We start from the raw sequence: 22,913 nt of genomic DNA on the forward strand, positions 1-22,913 counted from the left end.
AGCAGGCGCGCATCGACGCGCCGTCATCCAATGAAAAGAGAAAAGGGAGTCATGACACAACAAGGCAACAAGCCCGACGGCGCCGCGCGCACCGTCCTGCAGGGCGTGGCGCTGGCCGCCGCGCTGTCGATCGCCGGCTGCGGCGGTGGTGGTGGCGGAGGAGGGAGCGGGGATGGGGCATCGACCGGCGCGACCTCGCCGCCAGGTGCACAGGGCGCGGCCAGCACCGTCGGCCTGTGCGCCGCGCCGCGTACCGGCATCGACCCGAGCACCGGCGTGGCGTTCACCGACCGCGCCGGCACGCTGGCCGACGAGAAGAACTGGGTGCGCAGCTGGATCGACCAGACCTACCTCTGGTACGACGAAGTGCCGACGAACCTCCAGGCCGCCAGCTACGCCACGCCCGTCGGCTATTTCGACGTGCTCAAGACACCGGCGCTCACCGCGTCCGGCCGCGCCAAGGATCGCTTCCATTTCAGCTATCCCACGGCCGCCTACGGCGACGTACAGCAGAGCACCGAATCCGGCTACGGCGTCGAGTTCGCCTACCTGGAACGCTCGGTGCCGCGCAACATCCGCGTGGCCTACACGGAGCCCGGTTCGCCCGCGGCGCTGGCCGGCATCGTGCGCGGCGACAGCCTGCTGGCCGTCGACGGGGTCGATGCCGTCAACGCCCGGAGCCAGGCCGAGGTCGACCAACTCAACACTGCGCTGTCGCCGCCGGCCAACGGCCGCGCGCACCTGTTCAAGCTGCGCGCCACCGACGGCAGCGTGCGCACCGTCAACCTGGTGTCCGCCAGCATCGAGCGTTCGCCGGTGCAGAACGTGCGCACCATCGACACGCCCGGCGGACGCGTCGGCTACCTGCAGTTCAACGACCATGTGCGCAAGGCGGAGTCCCAGCTGGTGACGGCGATGGGGCAATTGAGCGCGGCCGGCGTGAACAACCTGGTGCTCGACATGCGCTACAACGGCGGCGGGCTGCTGGGCGTCGCCAGCGAAGTGGCCAGCATGATCGCGTCGCCTCAGGCCACCCAGGGCGCGGTGTTCGAAAAGCTGCAGTTCAACCGCAAGAATCCTTTCGGCGTGTCGGCCACGGGATCGGCGGTGCTGTTCCCGACGACCACGCGCGGCTACTCGGTCACGGCCGGCCAGCCGCTGCCGCGCCTCGGGCTCACCCGCGTCTCGGTGCTGGCCGGGCCCGACACCTGCTCGGCCAGCGAGTCGGTGGTCAACGGCCTGCGCGGCATCGGCGTCACGGTCGATCTGATCGGCGCCGCCACCTGCGGCAAGCCCTATGGCTTCTATCCGCAGGACAACTGCGGCACCACCTACTTCGCAATCCAGTTCCAGGGTGTCAATGCCAAGGGCTTCGGCGACTACGGCGACGGCATGGCGCCGACCTGCACCGTGTCCGACGACTTCGAGCACGCACTGGGCGACCCGGCCGAGGCCCGTTTCGCAGCGGCATTGAGCTACCGCGCCAGCGGTGTCTGCCCGGTACCGGCCGTGGCCTCCGCGGCCCGACGCAGCGCCGTGGCGGCACCGTTGCCCGAGGCGAACGGCATGCCCTATCTCGATCGCAATGTGCTGCGCTCCAATCGGATCGTGGAGTCCGCCGACGCGCCATAAGGCTGCGCGCGACGCATAGATTTGTAAACGTCTAGCGCAATTGGCGCACAAATCAATTCATTGACGATTTGGCGGGCCTGCAATTGGTGAATTAGTTCATGAATTGCGGGCCCGTGGCCGCCTGTCGCCAACCTTTAGTCTGACGAAGCTCCCTACGATCCCTCCCGGTGCGGCAACGCAGGGTGCGGGGTCGCCGTTTTAAAAAAACATTCAGGGATTGCAATGAAAACTCACTTTCGCCTCACGGTGCTGGCCGCCGCATTGGCCGTCTGCACCTTCAACGCCTCGGCCCAAGCAGTGATCACCAGCGTGCACGTCCAAGCCGAACAGCAATTCACGGAGGTGCAAGCGGGGGGCACCAGCACGACCCCCGTTGCTACTCCCCTTCCGCAACGGATCGACATCACTGTCGATGACGGTGTGGGCCATGGGGCGCAGTCCACAACGACGACGACCACGGCCAACTCTCGGGTCTTTGACAGCACTGGCAACATGTCGACCATCCAACAGACGAGTTCGACTGCTTCCGTCGGGGTGAATGACGGCAATGGAAACAATACGGCGCTCAGCCAGACGGCGACGGGCAACCTTGTCAGGGCGGCTGACGGTAGCGGAAACCAGACGTCACTCAACCAGTCGGCGACGAGCTCCAAAGCACAGGTCAGCGACGGCACCGGCAATGCGGCGGCGATCAACCAGATGGCGACGGCCAACACTGTCGCGGTGAAAGACGGTAGCGGAAACCAGGCGGGGATCAACCAGACGGCGACGGGCAATGACGTCAGGGTGAACGACGGTAGCGGAAACCAGACGTCGCTCAACCAGTCGGCGACGAGCTCCAAAGCACAGGTCAGCGACGGCACCGGCAATGCGTCAGCGATCAACCAAACGGCAACGGGTAACACCGCCGCGGTGAACGACAACAACGGAAACCTGGCGATGCTCAACCAGACGGCGACAAATAGCTCAATCGGGGTTCAGGACAGCAACGGAAATCGTGCCTCGCTCAGTCAGACGGCGACGAATTCCACATCTCAGGTCAGCGACGGCACCGGCAATGTGTCGGGGATCGGCCAGGTGGCGACGGGTAATACCGCTGCGGTGAAAGATAACAACGGGAATCGGACGACGCTCAGTCAGACGGCGACGGGTAACCTCGTCAAGACGAACGACGGCAACGGAAACCTGGCGTCGCTCAACCAGACGGCGACGAATTCCACATCTCAGGTCAGCGATGGCACCGGCAATTTGTCGACGATCAACCAGACGGCGACGAGTTCCAACACTGCGGTCCGCGACGCGGCCGGCAATGGGTCGGCACTCAAGCAGACAACGACGAGCACCATTTTCGGAGTGACTGACACCGCGGGGAACGTGTCGGGCATCCAGCAGACAGCGACGACCTTCACTTCGACCGTCGGAGACAGCGCCGGCAATGTCACGCAGATCAACCAGACGCCGACGGTGGTCTCGTTGCAAAGTGGGGCGTCGGCGGTCGTCGCGACTCCCGATACAGCGGCGCTGTATCACGTCAACGCGGCGGCCCCCATTCTCACGGGCGCCTTTGCGGGTGACGCAGGGACCAGCACCGGCACGTTCGACAAGTCAACGGGCGCCCTGATCAGCGGAACGGCCTCCGACTACGACGCAGCCAGCGGCACGAGCACCACCAGCACCGGCATCTTCTCCGGCGCTTCCCCGAATGCGCTGACCACCGGCATCCAGAGCCATGGCGCCACGGGCACCAACACGATCCTGGGCAACACCACGCTCACCGACAACCTGACCGTGCGTGGCACCACCACCACCAGCGGCATCACCAACACCGGTGACATCAAGACCGACACGCTCACGACCACGGGTACGGCCACGGTCGGCGGCAACCTGAGCGTGGCCGGTACCACCACCACCAACGGTGTCACGAACACGGGCAACCTCACGACCGACACGCTCAAGACCAACGGCGCCGCCACCGTGGGCGGCAACCTGAGCGTGGCGGGCGCGAGCACCACCAACGGCATCACCAACACGGGCGACATCAAGACCGACACGCTCACCACCACCGGTGCGGCCAGCGTGGGCGGCAACCTGAACGTGGCCGGTGCCACCACCACCAATGGCGTGACCAACACGGGTAACTTCAAGACCGACACGCTCACCACCACGGGCGCGGCGACCGTCGGTGGCAACCTGAGCGTGACAGGGGCCACCACCACCAGCGGCATCACCAACACAGGCAACATCGCGACGACCACGCTGTCGACCACCGGCGCAGCCACCGTGGGCGGCAATCTGAGCGTGAGCGGTATCACCTCGACGCAGGGCATCAACAACAACAACAAGACCATCAGCGGCGTGGCGGCCGGCGTGGCCGGCACCGATGCGGCCAACGTGAACCAGCTCAACCAGGTGGTGAGCGATCAGACGGTGGTGAACAACAAGCAGGCCGTGATCAACAGCAACCAGAGCGTGGTGAACGCCAACCAGGCGGCCTTCAACAACGCGCAGGGCAATGCCAATGCGGCGCAGGCGCGCACCAACGCACAGGTTCAACAGCAGCTCAGCGACAACCGCAAGGTCTCCGGCACCGGCGTCGCGATCGCCGTGGCGGCTTCATCGATGCCGGCGCTCGAGGCCGGCAAGAACTTCGGCATGGGCGTGGGCGTGGGCACCTACGACGGCCGCTCTGCCGTCGCGGTGGGCATGGCGGCGCGCATTTCCGAATCGCTGCAGATCAAGCTCAACCTCGGCACCGGCACCGACGGCCGTGCCGCGGCTGGCGTCGGCGGCATGTTCTCCTGGTAAGTTCAAGGCGACGCTTCCACGGCGCCCGGTGCGCCGTCGGCGTCTTCAAAGCCCGGCAGGCCTCAGGTCTGGCCGGGCTTTTTTGTGGACGAGGTGTGAAGATTCACCTGGCGGCTCAGAACGCGCTGCACACCCGCAGCACATCCGCTCCGTAGGCCTCGAGCTTCTTGGTGCCGATGCCGCTGATGCCCTGCAGGTCTTCCAGCGTGGCGGGGGCGCGTTCTGCAATGGCGGCCAGCGTGGCGTCGTGGAAGATCACGTAGGCCGGCAGGTTGTGCTCGCGTGCCACCTCGGCGCGCCAGGCCTTGAGCGCTGCGAAGCGCTGCTGGCCGGCCTCGTCCAGCGTGGCGGCGGCGGGCGAGGGCGCGCCGCGCGCCGTCTTCTCGCGCCGCGGCTTGCGTTCGGCCGGCGTCGACACCGACTCGCGCAGGCTCACCACCTGCTCGCCCTTGAGCACCGCGCGCGAGCCGTCGGTCAGCTGCAGCGTGTTGAAGGCTTCCGAATTCACGGCCAGCGCGCCGGTCGCGATCAGCTGCCGCAGCACGCCGCGCAACTGCACTTCGCTGAACTCCGCGCCCAGGCCGAAGGTGCTGATGCCCTCGTGCCCGAACTGCTTGACCTTCTCGGTCGGCTTGCCGCGCAGGATGTCCATGATGTGGCCGGCGCCGAAGCTGATGCCGCTGTGCTGGTTCACGCGGTAGATGGTCGACAACAGCTTGCGCGCCGCGTCGGTGCCGTCCCAGACCTGCGGCGGCGTGATGCAGTTGTCGCAGTTGCCGCAGGGCGTGCTCTGCTCGCCGAAATAGCCCAAGAGCCGCACGCGCCGGCAGTCGCTCGCCTCGGCCAGCGACAGCAGCGCGTCGAGCTTGCCGCGCATGACCTGCTTGAACTCCTCGCCGGCCGGGCTCTCGTCGATCATGCGGCGCTGGTTCACCACGTCCTGCAGGCCGTAGGTCATCCAGGCATCGGCCGGCGCGCCGTCGCGGCCGGCGCGGCCGGTCTCCTGGTAGTAGCCCTCGATGTTCTTGGGCATGTCGAGGTGGCCGACGAAGCGCACGTCGGGCTTGTCGATGCCCATGCCGAAAGCGATGGTCGCGACCATCACGATGCCTTCCTCGCGCAGGAAGCGGTCCTGGTGCTTCTGGCGCACCGCCGAATCGAGGCCCGCGTGATAGGGCAGGGCGTTGATGCCCGCGTCCTGCAGCGCGACGGCCACGTCTTCGACGCGCTTGCGCGACTGGCAATAGACCACGCCCGCATCGCCTTCGTGCTCGCGCTGGATGAAGCGCAGCAGCTGCGTGGTGGCGTCCTTCTTCTCGACGATGGTGTAGCGGATGTTCGGCCGGTCGAAGCTCGAGACGAACTGCTGCGCTTCCTCCAGCTGCAGCCGCTCGACGATGTCGGCGCGCGTCAGGTCGTCGGCCGTGGCCGTGAGCGCGATGCGCGGCACGCCCGCATAGCGCTCGTGCAGCACGGTGAGCGAGCGGTACTCGGGGCGGAAGTCGTGGCCCCACTGGCTCACGCAATGCGCCTCGTCGATGGCGAACAGGCTGAGCTTGCCGCGCTCGTGCAGCGAGTCGAGCTGCGACAGGAAGCGCGGCGTGTTGAGCCGTTCGGGCGCGGCATAGAGCAGCGTGATCTCGCCGCGCAGCATGCGGCGCTCGACGTCCTGCGTCTGTTCCCAGTCGAGCGTGGAATTGAGGAAGGCGGCGTTCACGCCGGCCTCGTGCAGCGCGCCGACCTGGTCGTGCATCAGCGCGATCAGCGGCGACACCACCACCGACACGCCGTGCCCCGCGCGCTGCCGCGCGATGGCCGGGATCTGGTAGCACAGCGACTTGCCGCCGCCTGTGGGCATCAGCACCAGCGCATCGCCGCCGACGACGACATGGTCGACGATGGCCTGCTGGGCACCCCGGAACTGGGTGTAGCCGAACACCTCGTGAAGGATGTCCGCGGGCGCGGCGCTGCCCTGGTTTTCGGTGGAAGGGGGGAGGGTGGCGAGGGACACGGGGCCATTGTCCCCGATCGGTCCGTGCCATGGCTGGCACGCGCTTTGCAATAGACCAGTGGTCACGCGATGCCAACCTGTCTAGACAGCAATCTGGTGCATTTCCACTGAGACAATGCACCGAGATCGAGCGCTGGGGTAACCCTGTATAGACAAGTTGGGGCGCATGGCCACAATCCGTTCTCACCGACGCGGGCGCCAGCCCCCGACGCGTCGAACGGCTCGCTTTTCATCACGAACGGAATCCAGGAGTACCCATGGTCAAGATGGTCGTCAAAGTCACCTCGCTGCTCGCAGCCGGCCTGTGCGCAGCGGGCATTGCCACCACCGCTTCCGCGCAGGACACCAAGATCGTGCTCGGCATGTCCGGCTGGACCGGCTTCGCGCCGCTGTCGCTGGCAGACAAGGCGGGCATCTTCAAGAAGAACGGCCTGGACGTCGAACTCAAGATGATCCCGCAGAAGGACCGTCACCTGGCGCTGGCATCGGGCGCGATACAGTGCGCGGCCACCACCATCGAGACCCACGTCGCATGGAACGCCAACGGCGTGCCCATCGTCCAGATCTTCCAGATGGACAAGTCCTACGGCGCCGACGGCATCGCGGTGCGCGGCGACATCAAGAACTTCGCCGACCTCAAGGGCAAGACCATCGGCGTCGATGCACCGGGCACCGCGCCTTACTTCGGCCTGGCCTGGATGCTCAGCAAGAACGGCATGACGCTCAAGGACGTGAAGACCACCACGCTGTCGCCGCAAGCCGCCGCGCAGGCCTTCGTCGCCGGGCAGAACGATGCCGCCATGACCTACGAGCCCTACCTGTCGACCGTGCGCAGCAATCCGGCCGCCGGCAAGATCCTCGCGACCACGCTCGACTACCCGATGGTGATGGACACGGTCGGCTGCGCGCCGACCTGGCTCAAGGCCAATGCCAAGGCCGCTCAGGCGCTGACCAACTCGTACTTCGAGGCGCTCGAGATGATCAAGGCCGACCCGGCCAAATCCAACGAGCTGATGGGCTCGGCGGTCAAGCAGACCGGCGAGCAGTTCGCCAAGTCGGCGGCCTACCTGCGTTGGCAGGACAAGGCGGCCAACCAGAAGTTCTTCGCCGGTGAGCTCACGGCCTTCATGAAGGACGCCGAGAAGATCCTGCTGGAAGCCGGCGTGATCCGCAAGGCGCCGGAAGACCTGGCCGTCACCTTCGACGCGTCGTTCATCAAGTAAGCAGCAAGCAAGACAGACAATGGCGAACACGCGAACGGCACCGATGCCCGTGCCCCCTCCTTCGATCCCGGCGGCAACGCCCGCGCCCGTGCGGCGCCGGCGCATCGCGCCGCTGGAGCCGGTGAGCGCCCGCGCCCGCTGGCTGCTCGGCGTCGGCTTCTTCGTGCTGTTCGTCGCGGTCTGGGCCTTCTTCACCCTGGGCGGCTTCGTGTCGCCGACCTTCCTGGCCAGCCCGGTCACGATGGTGAAGGAAGCCTGGCTGCTGTTCACCGAGTACAACTTCATCCACGACATCGGCATGACGGTGTGGCGCGTGCTGGGCGGCTTCGTGCTGGCCACGGTCGTGGCCGTGCCGCTGGGCATCGCGATGGGCGCCTACAAGCCGGTCGAGGCCTTCCTCGAGCCCTTCGTGTCCTTCTGCCGCTACCTGCCGGCGTCGGCCTTCATTCCGCTGCTCATCCTCTGGGCCGGCATCGGCGAGACGCAGAAGCTGCTCGTCATCTTCATCGGCTCGGTGTTCCAGATCATCCTGATGGTCGCTGTCATCGTGGGCGGGGCACGCAAGGACCTGGTCGAGGCCGCGTACACGCTGGGCGCCGACAGCCGCGGCATCGTCAGGCGCGTGCTGATCCCGGGCGCCGCCCCGGGCATCGCCGAGACGCTGCGCCTGGTGCTCGGCTGGGCCTGGACCTACGTCATCGTGGCCGAGCTCATCGGCTCGTCCTCGGGCATCGGCCACATGATCACCGACAGCCAGGCGCTGCTCAACACCGGGCAGATCATCTTCGGGATCATCGTGATCGGCATCATCGGCCTCGTCTCGGACTTCGCGTTCAAGGCCCTCAACCGCAAGCTCTTTGCATGGAGCACGATCTGATGTCGCGCAACCAGCTTTCCATCCAGGGTGTGTCCCGCGTCTTCGAGGGCACCAAGGGCCAGCGCACGCAGGCACTGCAGCCCATCGATTTCGAGGTCAAGGAAAACGACTTCGTCACCATCCTCGGCCCATCGGGCTGCGGCAAGTCGACGCTGCTGCGCATCGTCGCCGGCCTCGACTTCCCGACCACCGGCCAGGTGCTGCTCGACGGCGAGCGCATCGAAGGCCCGGGCGCCGACCGCGGCGTGGTGTTCCAGAGCTACACGCTGTTCCCCTGGCTGACCATCGCGCAGAACATCCGCTTCGGGCTGCGGGAGCGCGGCATGAGCGAAGCGCAGCAGAAGGAGCGCAGCGACTTCTTCATCGCCAAGGTCGGCCTGCGCGGCTTCGAGAACCATTTTCCCAAGCAGCTCTCGGGCGGCATGCAGCAGCGCACGGCCATCGCGCGCGCGCTGGCCAACGACCCCAAGATGCTGCTGCTCGACGAGCCTTTCGGCGCGCTCGACAACCAGACCCGCGTGCTGATGCAGGAGCTGCTGCTCGGCATCTGGGAATCGGCGCAGAAGACCGTGCTGTTCGTCACACACGACATCGACGAGGCCATCTTCATGGCCAACCGCGTGGCCGTGTTCAGCGCGCGGCCGGGCCGCATCAAGACCGAGATCGCGGTCGACTTCCCGCACCCGCGCCACTACACGATCAAGACCTCGCCCGAGTTCATGGCGATCAAGGCGCAGCTCACCGAAGAGATCCGCGCCGAGTCCATGGCCTCGGCCGAGCACTGAAAAGAAAGAGAGAAGCCACGGCCATGAAACGCGATCTGCCGGCCCTTGCGCTCTACGAGCAGGTGAAGGAATTCATCTCTCGCAAGATCCAGGACGGCACCTGGCCGGCAGGCCATCGGCTGCCGTCCGAGCACGAGCTGGTCGCGCAGTTCGGCGTCGCGCGCATGACGGTCAACCGCGCGCTGCGCGAGCTGGTCGCGCAGGGCCGCATCACCCGCCTGGCCGGCGTCGGCAGCTTCGTGGCCGAGGACAAGCCGCAGTCGACGCTGCTGCAGATCGCCAACATCGCCAGCGAGATCCGCCAGCGCGGCCACGACTACCGCTGCGAGATGCTGGCCGTCGAGCGCATCGCCGCCGCGCCCGACGTGGCCGTGTGGCTGGGCCTGCAGTCCGGCGCATCGGTGTTCCACAGCGTGTGCCTGCACCGCGAGAACGACACGCCCGTGCAGCTCGAGGAGCGCTACGTGAATCCGCTCGTCGTGCCCGACTATCTGGCCCAGGATTTCGAGCTCATGCCGCCCAGCGAGTACCTGGTGCGCAACGTGCCCTTCGACCAGATCGAGCATCTGGTCGACGCGGTGCTGCCCAGCGCCGAGCAGGCCGAGCGGCTCGCGATGGCCGTCACCGAACCCTGCCTGCTGCTGACACGTCGCACCTGGACGCGCACCACGCCCGTCACCTGGGTGCGCTGCCTGCACCCTGCTTCCCGCTACCGACTCGGCAGCCGCTTCCGCGCCGACGGCAACCCCAGCTTCGGCTGAGGCCGCACCGTTTTTCGCTGTCCACCATCCGCCCGCTCACGCGCCGAACCACCTGTATAGACAAGTAACATGACCGGTCTTTCCATCGCTTCTCCGATCGCCCGAGTGCTCACGCCGGCGGCTGTCGATCTGCCACTGCTGCGCGCCATCCATGCGGGCGGCGTCACCTTGTCGCTCGACCCGTCGACCACCGCCGGCATGCGCGCCGCGCAGGCCGCCGTGCAGCACATCGTCGACAACGACCAGGTGGTCTACGGCATCAACACGGGCTTCGGCAAGCTCGCGAGCACGCGCATCGGCAACGACCATCTGGCCGAGCTGCAGCGCAACCTGGTGCTCTCGCACAGTGTGGGCACGGGTGAGCCGCTGGCCGCGCCGGTGGTGCGGCTGGTGCTGGCGACCAAGGCCGTGAGCCTGGCGCGCGGCCACTCGGGCGTGCGACCCGAACTGGTCGATGCGCTGCTGGCGCTGTTCAACGCCGGCGTCATGCCGCGCATCCCCGCCAAGGGCTCGGTCGGTGCCTCGGGCGACCTCGCGCCGCTGGCGCACCTGGCCTGCGTGCTGATCGGCGAAGGCCAGGCCACCACGGCCGACGGCCGCGTGGTCAGCGGTGCCGAGGCGATGCGCGAGATCGGCCTCGAACCCTTCGTGCTCGGCCCCAAGGAAGGTCTGGCGCTGCTCAACGGCACACAGGTGTCGACCGGCCTGGCGCTGGCGGGCCTGTTCGGCGCCGAGAACGTGTTCGCGTCGGCGCTGATGTCGGGTGCGCTGTCGCTCGAAGCCATCCAGGGCTCGATCAAGCCCTTCGATGCGCGCATCCATGCGGCACGCGGCCAGCCCGGCCAGATCGCGGTGGCCGCGGCCGTGCGCGAACTGCTCGACGGCAGCGACATCGTGCCCTCGCACGCCGACTGCGGCCGCGTGCAGGACCCGTACTCGATCCGCTGCATCCCGCAGGTCATGGGCGCCTGCCTCGACAACCTCGCGCATGCGGCGCGCGTGCTGGTGATCGAGGCCAACGCCGCCTCGGACAACCCGCTGGTCTTCGTCGACACCGGCGAAGTCATCTCGGGCGGCAACTTCCATGCCGAGCCCGTGGCCTTCGCGGCCGACATCATCGCGCTGGCGGTGAGCGAGATCGGCGCGATCAGCGAGCGCCGCATCGCGCTGTTGCTCGACACCGGCCTGTCGGGCCTGCCGCCCTTCCTGGTGCACGACGGCGGCCTCAATTCGGGCTTCATGATCGCGCAGGTCACGGCCGCGGCGCTCGCGTCCGAGAACAAGTCGCTCGCGCACCCGGCCAGCGTCGACAGCCTGCCGACCTCGGCCAACCAGGAAGACCATGTGTCGATGGCGACCTTCGCGGCGCGCCGGCTCGGCGACATGGTCGACAACACGGCCGTGGTGGTCGGCATCGAAGCGATGTGTGCCGCCCAGGGCATCGAGCTGAAACGAGGCTTGAAGAGTTCTGCGCTCGTCGAAGCCGAATTCGCCCGGATCCGCACCCAGGTCGCCTTCCTGGAGCGCGACCGCTACCTCGCACCCGACATCGAGGCGATGCGCCAGTGGGCGCTGGCCGCCGATCTGCCGTCCGCCTTGCTGGGCTGCCTGCCTAGCCATTCGTCCCACGCCATCGCCCAGTAGTAGTTGAGGAGAACCGATCCATGAACGCACCTGAAAAACTCACCGCCGACCCGCGCCACGACCCGACCCGCGTGATCCGCGCGCCGCGCGGCAGCACGCTGACCTGCAAGAGCTGGCTCACCGAAGCGCCGTTCCGCATGCTGCAGAACAACCTCGACGCCGAAGTCGCCGAGCGCCCGCAAGACCTGGTGGTGTACGGCGGCATCGGCCGTGCCGCACGCAACTGGGAGTGCTACGACCAGATCCTCGCGTCGCTCAAGGAGCTCGAGGACGACGAGTCGTTGCTCGTGCAATCGGGCAAGCCGGTCGGCGTGTTCAAGACCCACGCCAACGCGCCGCGCGTGCTGATCGCCAACTCGAACCTCGTGCCCAAGTGGGCGAACTGGGAGAAGTTCAACGAGCTCGATCGCGCGGGCCTGTTCATGTACGGCCAGATGACGGCCGGCAGCTGGATCTACATCGGCGCGCAGGGCATCGTGCAGGGCACCTTCGAGACCTTCGTCGAAGCCGGCCGCCAACATTACGGCAACGATCTGTCGGGCAAGTGGATCCTCACCGCCGGCCTGGGCGGCATGGGCGGCGCGCAACCCCTGGCCGGCGTGCTGGCCGGTGCCTGCGTGCTGGCCATCGAATGCCAGCAGTCGAGCATCGACTTCCGCCTGCGCACGCGCTATGTCGACAAGCAGGCCAAGGACCTCGACGATGCGCTGGCGCTGATCGCGCACCACACCGCGAAGAAGGAGGCCGTGTCCATCGCGCTGCTGGGCAATGCGGCCGAGATCGTGCCCGAGCTCGCGCGCCGCGCCAAGGCCGGCACCGCCATCAAGCCCGACCTCGTGACCGACCAGACCTCGGCGCACGACCTGATCCACGGCTACCTGCCCGCGGGCTGGAGCGTGCCGCAGTGGCAGGCCGCGATGAAGGACGCGTCGCAGCACGCGGCCCTCACCGCCGCCGCCGCCAAGTCCTGCGTGGTGCACGTGCAGGCCATGCTCGACTTCCAGGCCATGGGCGTGCCCACGGTCGACTACGGCAACAACATCCGCCAGGTCGCGTTCGACGAAGGCGTGACCAACGCCTTCGACTTCCCCGGTTTCGTGCCCGCGTACATCCGGCCGCTGTTCTGCGAAGGCAAGGGCCCGTTCCGCTGGGTCGCGCTTTCGGGCGACCCCGAGGACATCTACAAGACCGACGCCAAGATCAAGGAACTCTTCCCCGACAACAAGCACACGCACCGCTGGCTCGACATGGCGCGCGAGCGCATCGCCTTCCAGGGCCTGCCCGCGCGCATCTGCTGGCTGGGCCTGGGCGAACGCCACCTCGCGGGCCTGGCCTTCAACGAGATGGTCAAGAACGGCGAACTCAAGGCACCGATCGTGATCGGCCGCGACCACCTCGACACCGGCTCGGTCGCGAGCCCGAACCGCGAGACCGAGGCGATGAAGGACGGCACCGATGCGGTCAGCGACTGGCCGCTGCTCAACGCGCTGCTCAACACCGCGGGCGGCGCGACCTGGGTCAGCCTGCACCACGGCGGCGGCGTCGGCATGGGCTACTCGCAGCACGCGGGCATGGTGATCGTGTGCGACGGCACCGACGCGGCAGCCAAGCGCATCGGCAACGTGCTGTGGAACGACCCGGCCAGCGGCGTGATGCGCCATGCGGACGCGGGCTACGACATCGCGATCGCCACGGCGAAGAAGCAGGGCCTCAAGCTGCCGATGGTGCGTTGAACGCCGGGCTTGCCGCCCGGCGAAGGCAGAAAGAAAAAGCCGATCGATTCCCATCGAATGGGAATCAGAACTTGGTAGTGGGAACGGCGGGCCAGATACTGCACGCCGGTTCCCACTTTCGACATCCAGCTTCGATGACGCCTCCGACCGATGCCCCCGCCCACAACGACCGCGCCCTGCGCGTGCTGTCGGTGTTGGCGCAAAGCAAGGTGGCGATGACGGCCGCCGAGCTGATGCAGGCCACCGGCCTGTCGCAGAGCACGCTGTACCGGCAGATCGCCACGCTGAGGCGCTGGGGCTTCGTGATGGAGTCGGAAGGGCGCTATTCGCCGGGCCCGGTGAGCGTGCAGCTCGCCAGCGGCTTCGACGGCAACTCCGACCTCGTCATGGCGGCCCGCGCCGACATGCGCGCGCTGGTGCAGCAGAGCCGCGAGAGCGTGGCGCTGGTCACGGCGGTGAACGACCGCGTGGTCTGCCTGGAGATGATCGACAGCGAGCATTCGCTGCGTTGCTCGTTCGACCGGGGCCGCAGCGTGCCGGCCAGCGACGGCGCCAGCGCCAAGTGCCTGCTGGCCCACATGCCGCTCGACCAGCGCGATGCCCTGCTCGACGGCCTGCATGAAAGCCCGGAACGCCGCGCCGAGCGCGCCGCCGAACTCGATGCAATTCGCCAGGCCGGCCATGCCGTGACCCAGGACGAGATCGATGCCGGCGTCTGGGGCGCGAGCGCACCGGTGCTGGCCTCGGGCCGCCGGCTGCGCGGCGCGATCACGCTCATGGCGCCGCTCACGCGCGTCGAGGGCATGGAAGCTGCATTGCGCCATATGACCGTCGTCACGGCGGCCCGCATCTCGCGCGCCCTGCAGTAGCCGCGTTGCTTTTTTCTTTCTTTCTCATTCAAACCCACGAAAGCCTTTTTGACCATGAACACCCGCCGCACCCTCGTCGCCGCCGCACTTTCCGGCTTTGCCTTCTTCGGCCTCGCCGGCCTGGCGCAAGCCCAGGGCGAGCCGCTGCGCGTTGCCACCGACGCCACCTTCCCGCCCATGGAGTTCGTGGAGAACGGCAAGCGCACCGGCTTCGACGTGGAACTGGTCGAGGCCATCGGCAAGACGCTGGGCCGCAAGATCGAGTGGATCGACATCGACTTCAAGGGACTCGTGCCGGGCCTCATTTCCAAGCGCTTCGACATGGCCGTGTCGGGCATCTACATCACCGACGAGCGCAAGAAGGTCGTCGACTTCACCGTGCCGTACTACGCGGGCGGCCTGGTCGTGTTGGTCAAGGAAGGCAACACCAGCATCAAGACGCCGGCCGACATCAACGGCAAGAAGGTCAGCGTGCAGGTGGGCACCAAGTCGGTTTCCTTCACCAAGGAAAAGTATCCGCAGGTGCAGCTGATGGAAGTCGAAAAGAACCAGGAGATGTTCAGCCTCGTCGACATCGGCCGCGCCGACGCCGCGGTCACCGGCAAGCCCGCCGCCTACCAGTACGTGCGCACGCGTCCCGGCCTGAAGGTGCTGCCCGAGCAGATCACCACCGAGGAGTACGGCATGGCCATCCGCAAGGACACGCCCGAGCTGACCAAGGCCGTGAACGGCGCCATCGCCAAGCTCAAGGCCGACGGCACCTACGCGCAGATCGAGAAGAAGTGGTTCAGCGCCACCGCCAAGTGATGTCGGCCCCCCGGCTTTTCACGCGCTGCGCGCGTGTAACTCCACCCCCCGAGGGGGAGGCGCGGCCCGCTTGGGGCGGCCCGGCGCTCGGCCGCCGAAAGGACTGAACATGGATCTCGATTTCTCGCCCGTCTGGCAGGGCTGGCCCGACCTGCTGCGCGGCGCGCTGGTCACGGTGGAAATCACCGCCTGCGCGCTCGCACTGGGCTGCGTGCTGGGCCTCTTGGTCGGCATCGGCCGGCTGAACCCGAAGCGGCGCTGGATCTACGGCGTGTGCACCGCCTACGTCGCGGTCATTCGCGGCACGCCGCTGCTGGTGCAGCTGTTCATTTTGTTCTTCGGCCTGCCGCACTTCGGCATCCTGCTGCCCGCGTTTTTGTGCGGCGTGCTGGGGCTCGGTGTGTACTCGGGCGCCTACGTGTCGGAAATCGTGCGCGGCGCGATCCAGTCGATCGACAAGGGCCAGACCATGGCGGCGCAATCGCTGGGCATGACGCCCGGCGTGGCCATGCGCCAGATCGTGCTGCCGCAAGCCGTGGTGCGCATGATTCCGCCGCTGGGCAACGAGTTCATCGCGCTGATCAAGAACTCGGCGCTGGTGTCGCTCTTGACCATCCACGACGTGATGCATGAAGGGCAGAAGATCATCAGCGTGTCGTACCGCTCGCTCGAGGTGTACCTGGCCATCGCGGTCGTGTACTTCGTGCTGACCGGGACGATGACGCTGGTGCTGCGGCACTTCGAGCAGAAGCTGCGGCAAGGCGGGTTGATGCGATGAGCAGTGCATTCGCACCTGTATTTCTCCCTCCCCTCCCGGGGGAGGGTTGGGGTGGGGGCACGACGGCCTCGACCCGATCAAGGCGCTCGTTGGACGCAGCCCCCATCCCAACCTTCCCCCGGAAGGGGAAGGCGCAAGAGGCCCGGTCATGAACGGTGTGCAGCGCTTCTCTCGCACCTCGCTCCCCGCCATGCCCTGGAAAAACGGCGGTGGCACCACGCAGGAAATCGCCAGCTGGCCGCAGGGCGCGGCGCTCGACAGCTTCGGCTGGCGCGTGAGCATCGCGACCATCGCGGCGGCCGGGCCGTTCTCGGTGTTCGCGGGCATCGACCGGCAGATCATGCTGCTCGAAGGCGACGGCGTTCGCCTGTTCACGCACGACGAGCGCATCGACCACCGGCTCGGCGTGCCGCACGAGCCCTTCGCCTTCAGTGGCGACGAAGCCATCGATTGCACGCTGCTCGGCGGCCCATCGAACGACTTCAACGTGATGACGCGTCGCGGCCAGTGGCGAGCCGACGTGCAGGTGCTCGACAGTGCATCGGCCATCGCGGCGGCACCGCACGGCGTGCTGCTGGCTTTGCGCGGCGCATGGCGGTTGAATGACGAGGTTGCTTGCCGCGAAGGCGAGGGCGTGCATTGGGCCGACGCGGCGCGGCAGGCCTGGCTGGCCGCGCCCGATGGCGACAGCGAAGACGCACGGCTGGCAGTGGTTCGCATCGTGCCGGCCTGACCCGCACGAAGAAGAAGGAAAAATGATGAAACCCGCAAGCGAATTCCCCTCGGCCGACGGCCTCTGGACCGGTTTGCGCCTCGCGCCCGATGCGGCGCCCGGCGTGGCACTGGCGTTAGACGAAGAAGCCGCGATCGTGGTGGCGCAGGGCGCGGTCCGCTGGGTCGGCGCACGCAGCGCATTGCCCGCCGAATTCGCGGGGCTCGCGCCGCACGATGGCGGTGATGCGCTCGTCACGCCAGGCCTCGTCGATTGCCACACGCACCTGGTCTACGGCGGCCAGCGCGCCAATGAATTCGCCATGCGGCTCGCGGGCGCCACGTATGAAGAAGTGGCGCAGGCCGGCGGCGGCATCGTCGCGTCGGTGCGTGCCACGCGCGAGGCCGACGAAGACACGCTCTTCGCGCAGGCCGCATTGCGGCTCGAACAACTGCTGGCCGATGGCGTCTGCGCCATCGAGATCAAGTCGGGCTACGGCCTGTCGCTCGAACATGAGCAGAAGCAACTGCGCGTGGCGCGCCGCCTGGGCGAGGCCTACGGCGTCACCGTGCGCACCACCTTCCTTGGCGCGCATGCATTGCCGCCCGAATACCTGGGCCGCAGCGGCGAGTACATCGACCTCGTGTGCCGCGAGATGCTGCCCGCATTGGCAGCCGAAGGGCTGGTCGACGCGGTCGACGTGTTCTGCGAACGCATCGCGTTTTCGCTCGCCGAAACCGAGCAGGTCTTCCAGGCCGCCAAGGCGCTGGGCCTGCCGGTCAAGCTGCATGCCGAGCAACTTTCGGACATGGGCGGCGCCGCACTGGCGGCGCGCTACGGCGCGCTGTCGTGCGACCACATCGAGCACCTGTCGGCCGACGGCATCGAGGCCATGCGCCAGGCGGGCACCGTGGCCGTGCTGCTGCCCGGTGCCTACTACACGCTGCGCGACACGCACCTGCCGCCCATCGACGCGTTGCGCGCCGCCGGCGTGCCGATGGCGGTGTCGACCGACCACAACCCCGGCACTTCGCCCGCGCTGAGCCTGCTGCTGATGGTGAACATGGCCTGCACGCTGTTCCGCCTGACGGTGCCCGAGGCGCTGGCCGGCGTGACGGTGCACGCGGCGCGTGCATTGGGGCTGCAAGCGACGCATGGCGCGATCGCTGTCGGCATGCCGGCGAACTTCGTGCTGTGGGATTTGAAGGAAGCCGCGGAACTGGCCTACTGGTTCGGGCAACGGCCGGTGCGTGGCGTGGTGCGGCAGGGGAGGGTGGTGCTGTGATTCGGTCTTGCGTCCTCTCCCTCCGGGAGAGGGGAAAGAGGGGGCAGGGCTTGGGGTTGTATGGCGCCCTCTCCCTCTGGGAGAGGGCGGGGGTGAGGGCAGCAGCCTCAGTCACTGCATGCCCGAACCATCGCCCATGCCCTCACCCTGCCCTCTCCCAGAGGGAGAGGGGAAGAGGGATGCACCACGTGCGTGTCCATCGACGCCCCCTTAAAGAACACCCATGACCACATCCCTCATCGCAGAACACGCCCTGCTCCCTACCGGCTGGGCCCGCAACGTCCGTCTCGCGTGGAACGACCAGGGCGCACTGACCCACGTCGAGCCCGACACCGAAGCCACAACCACGACAAAAGGCCCGCTGATCCCCGGCACCCCCAACCTGCATTCGCACGCCTTCCAGCGCGGCATCGCCGGCCTCACCGAATTCCGCGGTGGCGAAGCCAGCGACAGCTTCTGGAGCTGGCGCACGCTGATGTACCGCTTCGCGCTGCGGCTCGACCCGGCGCAGCTCGAAGCCATCGCGCTCGGGCTCTACGTCGAGATGCTCGAAGCGGGCTATACGTCGGTGTGCGAGTTCCACTACGTGCACCACCAAGGCGACGGCCGGCCCTACGCCGACGATGCCGAACTCGCCCACGCGCTGATGCGTGCCGCGCAGCGTGCGGGCATCGGCCTCACGCTGCTGCCGGTGCTCTACCAGACCAGTGGCTTCGGCGCCAGGCCGCCCAACGAAGGGCAGCGGCGCTTCATCCGCTCGACCGCGTCGATGCTGCGCTTGCTCGAAGGGCTCAAGCCCTTGTGCGACGCACAGGGCGCGCGCCTCGGCCTCGCGCCGCACTCGCTGCGCGCGGTGCCGCCCGATGCGCTGCGCGATGCGCTGGCCGGGCTCGACGCCATCGACGCCACCGCGCCCGTGCACATCCACATCGCCGAACAGACGCAGGAGGTCGACGACTGCATCGACTGGAGCGGGCAACGCCCGGTCGCATGGCTGCTCGACCATGCGCCGGTCGATGCGCGCTGGTGCCTGGTGCATGCCACGCACATGGACGCGGACGAATACCGCCGCGCGGCCTCGAGCGGTGCCGTCGCGGGCCTGTGCCCGACCACCGAGGCCAACCTCGGCGACGGCCTCTTCGACCTGCCAGCCTGGCGCGCGGCGGATGGCGTGTGGGGCATCGGCTCCGACAGCCACATCTGCGTCAACGCCGCGGAAGAATTGTTGATGCTCGAATACAGCCAGCGCCTGGCCACGCGTCGACGCAACGTCGCATCCGAAGCCTTGCAACCGAACGTGGCCACCGCCATGACGCTGGCGGCCGTGCAGGGCGGGGCGCGTGCCTCGGGCCGTGCGCTGGGCGGCCTCGCGGTCGGGCAGCAGGCCGACTTCACCATGCTCGATGCGGCGCACCCCGCGCTCGCGGGGCTCGACGCGCCCACCATGCTCTCGTCGCATGTCTTCGCGAGCCATCGCACCAACGCCATCGAGTCGGTCTGGGTCGCGGGCCGCCAGCGCGTGCAGGCCGGCCGCCATCCGCTGCACGACAGCGCCACCGCCGGCTTCGTCGCCGCACGCCGCCAATTGCTTGAGGACAACCCATGAGCTTCACCACCACCGAACCACCGTTCCGCTTCCGCCAGGGCACGCGGCCCTTGCTGATCTCGATGCCGCACGTCGGCACGCACGTGCCGCCGTCGCTGGCCGCGCGCTTCACCGACGAGGCGCGTCAGGTGCCCGACACCGACTGGCACCTCGAGCGCCTCTATGACTTCGCCGATGCGCTCGGCGCCTCGGTACTGGTCGCGACGCACTCGCGCTATGTGATCGACCTCAACCGTTCGCCCGACGGCGCCAGCCTGTACCCGGGCCAGAGCGTGACCGGCCTGTGCCCGGTCGACACCTTCGACGACACGCCGATCTATGCCGGCGCCGACGACCTGCCCGACGAGGCCGAGATCGCCGCGCGCCGCGACGCCATCTGGCACCCGTACCACGCCAGGCTCAGCGAAGAGCTGGCACGCATCAAGGCACGGCACGGCATTGCGGCACTGTGGGATGCGCACTCGATCCGCTCGGTGCTGCCGCGCTTCTTCGAAGGCAAGCTGCCCGACCTGAACCTGGGCACCGGCAAGGGCACGAGCTGCGACCCCGCGCTCGCCCAGACGCTGCGCGGCATCGCGGAGAACGCGCCGGGCTACACCGGCGTGCTCAACGGCCGCTTCACCGGCGGCTACATCACGCGCCACCACGGCCAGCCTGCGCAGAACGTGCATGCGGTGCAGCTGGAGATGACGCAGTCGAGCTACATGCAGGAGGCGCTGCCCTTCGACTACCTGCCTGAAGTCGCCGCGGGCGTGCAGCCGCATGTGCGGAAGATGCTCGAGGCGGTGCTGGCCTTCGTCGAGACGCCGCGTGACTGACGTCGCCGACTTCATCGATGCGTTGAGGGAGGCCGTCGGCGCCGATGCGGTGCAGACCGGCGATGCGATCCCGCCGCGCCATCTGACCGACTGGAGCGGTGCCGCGCCGGTGCAGCCGCTGGCGCTGGTGCGGCCGCGCAGCACCGCGCAGGTCGCTGCAGTGATGCGTGTGTGCACCGAACATCGCGTGCCCGTCGTGCCGCAAGGCGGTCTCACGGGCCTGGCCGGTGCGGCCGTGCCGAACGCCGACGCCATCGCGCTGTCGCTCGATCGCATGAACGCAATCGAAGCCGTCGACACGGCCGCATCCACGGTCACCGTGCAGGCCGGCGCCACGCTGCAGGCGGTGCAGGACGCGGCGGCCGCGCACGGCCTGCAGTTCGGCGTCGACCTCGGTGCGCGCGGCTCCTGCCAGATCGGCGGCAACCTCGCGACCAATGCCGGTGGCAACGGCGTGCTGCAGTTCGGGATGATGCGCGAGCAGACGCTGGGCCTCGAGGTGGTGCTGGCCGACGGCACGCTGCTGCCGATGCTGCGTCCGATGTTGAAGAACAACACCGGCTACGACCTCAAGCAGTTCTTCATCGGCGCCGAAGGCACGCTGGGCGTGATCACGCGCGCGGTGCTGCGCCTGCATCCGGCGCCGCGCGCCAGGGCGACGGTGCTGGTGGCGCTCGCCGGCTTCGACGATGCGCTCGCATTGCTGGGCCGGCTGCAGGCGCGCTTCCCGGGCGCGGTCGCGGCCTTCGAACTGATGTGGCGCGACTTCGTGGCCGCGTCGCTGCAATGGCAGTCGTTGCGCGAGCCCTTCGATGCGTCGCACGCCTTCGCCGCGCTCGTCGACGTGACCGGTGCGGACGAAGACAGCCTGCGCACCGCCCTCGAGGAACTGCTGGGCGAATCGATGGAAGCCGGCCAGGCGCGCGATGCGGTCGTCGCGCAGTCGCAGGCGCAGGCCCGTGCGCTGTGGAAGATCCGCGAAGCCACGGCCGAATTGCCGGCGAACATGCACCCGCCGATCAACTTCGACGTGAGCCTGCCGATGGCCGAGATCGGCCGCTTCGCCGAGGTCTGCCGTGCGGCGCTCGACGCGCGCTGGCCGGCCAACATCTCGCTCTTCTTCGGCCATGTGGGCGACAGCAACCTGCACATCTCGACCGATGCCAGCACCGTCGATGGCGACGAAGCCGGCGTCGAGCGCATCGTCTACGAACAGGTCGCCGCCTACGGCGGCAGCGTGTCGGCCGAGCACGGCATCGGCACGCACAAGAAGCCCTGGCTGGGCGCCAGCCGCACGCCGGCCGAGATGGCCGCGATGCGGGCCATCAAGCAGGCGCTCGATCCCCATCACCTCCTCAATCCCGGCAAGGTCTTCGATCGATGATGAACGCTCCCGCCCTCCATGCCTTCGCGCGGCCCGAAGTGCCGCCGCTGCCGGTCTACAACGCCGGCCTCTCTTCCGCTGCGGTGCGTGCGCGCTACGGCGTGACCGACATCGCACGGCTCGCGAGCAACGAGAACCCCTTCGGCCCGAGCCCGGCGGTCGGGCTGGCGCTGGTCGGCCTGGCGTCGCAGGTCGGCAGCTACCCGGACGCGAACTGCAGCGCGCTGCGTGCCGCCCTCGCGGCGCGGCTTGATGTTGCGCCCGAGGCCATCGTGGTCGGCAACGGCTCGGAGGACATCCTGCAGATGCTGTGCCAGGCCTTCCTGTCGCCCGGCGACCGCGTGCTCACGCAGCGCCCGGCCTTCGGCCTGCACGAGATCTACCCGAAGATGATGGGCGCCGCGGTCGAGCTGCTGGCGCTCACGCCGTCGCTCGAATTCGACGTCGATGCCTGGTGCGCGGCGCTCGCGCGCGGCCCGAAGATCGCCTTCATCGCCAACCCCTCGAACCCGGTCGGCTGCATGTTCGACACCGGTGACTTCGCGCGCCTGCTCGATGCGGCGGCACCGAACACGCTGCTGGTGATCGACGAGGCCTACGTCGAATATGCGCGCCTCGCGCCGGGCTATCCCGACGTGCTCGCGCTGCTGCGCGGTCGCGCGCAGCCGTGGATCGTGCTGCGCACCTTCTCCAAGGCCTGGGGCCTGGCGGGCCTGCGCGTGGGCTACGGCGTCGCGTCGGACCCGGCGCTGGTGCAGTTGCTCGACCGCGTGCGCACGCCCTTCAACGTCAACCAGGCGGCACAGGTCGCGGCGCTGGCGGCCTGGGGCGACGAGGCCTTCATGGCGCATGCGGTGGCCGAGACCGTGCAGCGGCGCGAAGTCCTGGCCGCGCAGCTGCGTGCCTTGAAGCTGCCCGGATTTCGCATGGCCCCGTCGGCCACCAACTTCCTGTTCCTCGACCTCGGCCGGCCCAACGGCCCGGTGAACGAAGCGCTGCTGGCGCAGGGCGTGATCGTCAAGCCGTGGAAGGACGCGGGTTTCGAGACTTTCATCCGCGTGTCGATCGGTACGCCCGAGGAGAACGCGCGCTTTCTCGCCGTGCTGCAAGCTCTTTAGCCGCTTCCTACAATCCGACTGCTTTCGCTGCGCGCCGAGTTCATGGCGCAGTGAATTTCAAAGGG

At 68.0% G+C, this 22,913-nt stretch carries 18 protein-coding genes; 17 read left to right on the top strand and 1 reads right to left on the bottom strand.

All coding sequences use genetic code 11. The features are described from left to right. The first annotated feature begins 51 nt into the window (after positions 1–51). Both ACSFBC_RS20360 and ACSFBC_RS20365 read left to right on the top strand, forming a co-directional pair. On the top strand, positions 52–1,632 hold the full coding sequence (locus ACSFBC_RS20360) for a S41 family peptidase (protein ID WP_435512167.1): 1,581 nt from the start codon (positions 52–54) through the stop codon (positions 1,630–1,632). Positions 1,633–1,854: 222 nt separating this feature from the next. Continuing rightward, positions 1,855–4,437 carry a beta strand repeat-containing protein gene (locus tag ACSFBC_RS20365; protein WP_435512168.1) on the top strand — a complete coding sequence of 861 codons (2,583 nt, stop codon included), beginning with the start codon at positions 1,855–1,857 and terminating at the stop codon, positions 4,435–4,437. A 115-nt stretch (positions 4,438–4,552) separates the two neighbouring features. Here the strand turns inward: ACSFBC_RS20365 and recQ are convergent, their stop codons facing one another. Next, positions 4,553–6,448: a DNA helicase RecQ gene (recQ, locus tag ACSFBC_RS20370; RefSeq protein WP_435512169.1), complete on the bottom strand. Its 1,896-nt coding sequence runs from the start codon at positions 6,446–6,448 to the stop codon at positions 4,553–4,555. A gap of 257 nt (positions 6,449–6,705) precedes the next feature. Here recQ and ACSFBC_RS20375 point away from each other — a divergent pair, with 257 nt between their 5' ends. From ACSFBC_RS20375 to ACSFBC_RS20445, 15 genes are all read left to right on the top strand, one after another. Continuing rightward, positions 6,706–7,671: an ABC transporter substrate-binding protein gene (locus tag ACSFBC_RS20375; protein ID WP_183028407.1), complete on the top strand. Its 966-nt coding sequence runs from the start codon at positions 6,706–6,708 to the stop codon at positions 7,669–7,671. A gap of 43 nt (positions 7,672–7,714) precedes the next feature. Further along, positions 7,715–8,548, top strand: a complete 834-nt coding sequence (locus tag ACSFBC_RS20380; protein WP_435512250.1) for an ABC transporter permease — start codon at positions 7,715–7,717, stop codon at positions 8,546–8,548. Then, on the top strand, positions 8,548–9,333 hold the full coding sequence (locus ACSFBC_RS20385; RefSeq protein ID WP_435512170.1) for an ABC transporter ATP-binding protein: 786 nt from the start codon (positions 8,548–8,550) through the stop codon (positions 9,331–9,333). Before ACSFBC_RS20380 ends, ACSFBC_RS20385 begins: the two co-directional genes overlap by 1 nt. Positions 9,334–9,356: 23 nt before the next feature. After that, positions 9,357–10,094 carry a histidine utilization repressor gene (hutC, locus tag ACSFBC_RS20390; RefSeq protein WP_435512171.1) on the top strand — a complete coding sequence of 246 codons (738 nt, stop codon included), beginning with the start codon at positions 9,357–9,359 and terminating at the stop codon, positions 10,092–10,094. Between the two features lie 69 nt (positions 10,095–10,163). Further along, complete coding sequence (gene hutH / locus ACSFBC_RS20395) at positions 10,164–11,738, top strand: histidine ammonia-lyase (RefSeq protein WP_435512172.1); 1,575 nt, start codon at positions 10,164–10,166, stop codon at positions 11,736–11,738. A gap of 20 nt (positions 11,739–11,758) precedes the next feature. Further along, positions 11,759–13,471, top strand: a complete 1,713-nt coding sequence (hutU, locus tag ACSFBC_RS20400) for a urocanate hydratase (RefSeq protein ID WP_435512173.1) — start codon at positions 11,759–11,761, stop codon at positions 13,469–13,471. Positions 13,472–13,605: 134 nt separating this feature from the next. After that, positions 13,606–14,340: an IclR family transcriptional regulator gene (locus ACSFBC_RS20405; RefSeq protein WP_435512174.1), complete on the top strand. Its 735-nt coding sequence runs from the start codon at positions 13,606–13,608 to the stop codon at positions 14,338–14,340. A 54-nt stretch (positions 14,341–14,394) separates the two neighbouring features. After that, the gene (locus tag ACSFBC_RS20410; protein WP_435512175.1) at positions 14,395–15,147 is read left to right on the top strand and encodes a transporter substrate-binding domain-containing protein; all 753 of its coding nucleotides are present in this window, start codon (positions 14,395–14,397) and stop codon (positions 15,145–15,147) included. A 109-nt stretch (positions 15,148–15,256) separates the two neighbouring features. Then, positions 15,257–15,925, top strand: coding sequence for an amino acid ABC transporter permease (locus tag ACSFBC_RS20415; RefSeq protein WP_435512176.1), 669 nt, complete (start codon positions 15,257–15,259; stop codon positions 15,923–15,925). 148 nt (positions 15,926–16,073) lie between these two features. Next, positions 16,074–16,658 (top strand): HutD/Ves family protein, encoded by a 585-nt coding sequence (locus ACSFBC_RS20420; protein WP_435512177.1) that lies wholly within the window; start codon positions 16,074–16,076, stop codon positions 16,656–16,658. Positions 16,659–16,683: 25 nt separating this feature from the next. Continuing rightward, entirely contained in the window at positions 16,684–17,922 is a 1,239-nt protein-coding gene (hutI, locus tag ACSFBC_RS20425; protein WP_435512251.1) for an imidazolonepropionase, read from the top strand. 223 nt (positions 17,923–18,145) lie between these two features. Further along, the gene (locus ACSFBC_RS20430; RefSeq protein WP_435512178.1) at positions 18,146–19,528 is read left to right on the top strand and encodes a formimidoylglutamate deiminase; all 1,383 of its coding nucleotides are present in this window, start codon (positions 18,146–18,148) and stop codon (positions 19,526–19,528) included. Next, positions 19,525–20,346, top strand: a complete 822-nt coding sequence (gene hutG / locus ACSFBC_RS20435; RefSeq protein ID WP_435512179.1) for an N-formylglutamate deformylase — start codon at positions 19,525–19,527, stop codon at positions 20,344–20,346. Before ACSFBC_RS20430 ends, hutG begins: the two co-directional genes overlap by 4 nt. Continuing rightward, positions 20,339–21,730 carry an FAD-binding oxidoreductase gene (locus ACSFBC_RS20440; RefSeq protein ID WP_435512180.1) on the top strand — a complete coding sequence of 464 codons (1,392 nt, stop codon included), beginning with the start codon at positions 20,339–20,341 and terminating at the stop codon, positions 21,728–21,730. Before hutG ends, ACSFBC_RS20440 begins: the two co-directional genes overlap by 8 nt. After that, the gene (locus tag ACSFBC_RS20445) at positions 21,730–22,848 is read left to right on the top strand and encodes a histidinol-phosphate transaminase (RefSeq protein WP_435512252.1); all 1,119 of its coding nucleotides are present in this window, start codon (positions 21,730–21,732) and stop codon (positions 22,846–22,848) included. The genes ACSFBC_RS20440 and ACSFBC_RS20445 overlap by 1 nt, the downstream gene beginning before the upstream one ends. The last annotated feature ends 65 nt before the right edge of the window (positions 22,849–22,913 follow it).

Source organism: Variovorax frigidus, from assembly GCF_051216515.1.
In the GTDB taxonomy this organism is placed as follows: domain Bacteria; phylum Pseudomonadota; class Gammaproteobacteria; order Burkholderiales; family Burkholderiaceae_C; genus Variovorax.

Excerpts from the sequence above, each read along its gene's own strand:
- ACSFBC_RS20360 (WP_435512167.1), top strand. The coding sequence starts at position 52 with ATGACACAACAAGGCAACAAGCCCGACGGCGCCGCGCGCACCGTCCTG.
- ACSFBC_RS20365 (WP_435512168.1), top strand. The coding sequence starts at position 1,855 with ATGAAAACTCACTTTCGCCTCACGGTGCTGGCCGCCGCATTGGCCGTC.
- ACSFBC_RS20375 (WP_183028407.1), top strand. The coding sequence starts at position 6,706 with ATGGTCAAGATGGTCGTCAAAGTCACCTCGCTGCTCGCAGCCGGCCTG.
- ACSFBC_RS20380 (WP_435512250.1), top strand. The coding sequence starts at position 7,715 with ATGCCCGTGCCCCCTCCTTCGATCCCGGCGGCAACGCCCGCGCCCGTG.
- ACSFBC_RS20385 (WP_435512170.1), top strand. The coding sequence starts at position 8,548 with ATGTCGCGCAACCAGCTTTCCATCCAGGGTGTGTCCCGCGTCTTCGAG.
- hutC (WP_435512171.1), top strand. The coding sequence starts at position 9,357 with ATGAAACGCGATCTGCCGGCCCTTGCGCTCTACGAGCAGGTGAAGGAA.
- hutH (WP_435512172.1), top strand. The coding sequence starts at position 10,164 with ATGACCGGTCTTTCCATCGCTTCTCCGATCGCCCGAGTGCTCACGCCG.
- hutU (WP_435512173.1), top strand. The coding sequence starts at position 11,759 with ATGAACGCACCTGAAAAACTCACCGCCGACCCGCGCCACGACCCGACC.
- ACSFBC_RS20405 (WP_435512174.1), top strand. The coding sequence starts at position 13,606 with ATGACGCCTCCGACCGATGCCCCCGCCCACAACGACCGCGCCCTGCGC.
- ACSFBC_RS20410 (WP_435512175.1), top strand. The coding sequence starts at position 14,395 with ATGAACACCCGCCGCACCCTCGTCGCCGCCGCACTTTCCGGCTTTGCC.
- ACSFBC_RS20415 (WP_435512176.1), top strand. The coding sequence starts at position 15,257 with ATGGATCTCGATTTCTCGCCCGTCTGGCAGGGCTGGCCCGACCTGCTG.
- ACSFBC_RS20420 (WP_435512177.1), top strand. The coding sequence starts at position 16,074 with ATGAACGGTGTGCAGCGCTTCTCTCGCACCTCGCTCCCCGCCATGCCC.
- hutI (WP_435512251.1), top strand. The coding sequence starts at position 16,684 with ATGAAACCCGCAAGCGAATTCCCCTCGGCCGACGGCCTCTGGACCGGT.
- ACSFBC_RS20430 (WP_435512178.1), top strand. The coding sequence starts at position 18,146 with ATGACCACATCCCTCATCGCAGAACACGCCCTGCTCCCTACCGGCTGG.
- hutG (WP_435512179.1), top strand. The coding sequence starts at position 19,525 with ATGAGCTTCACCACCACCGAACCACCGTTCCGCTTCCGCCAGGGCACG.
- ACSFBC_RS20445 (WP_435512252.1), top strand. The coding sequence starts at position 21,730 with ATGAACGCTCCCGCCCTCCATGCCTTCGCGCGGCCCGAAGTGCCGCCG.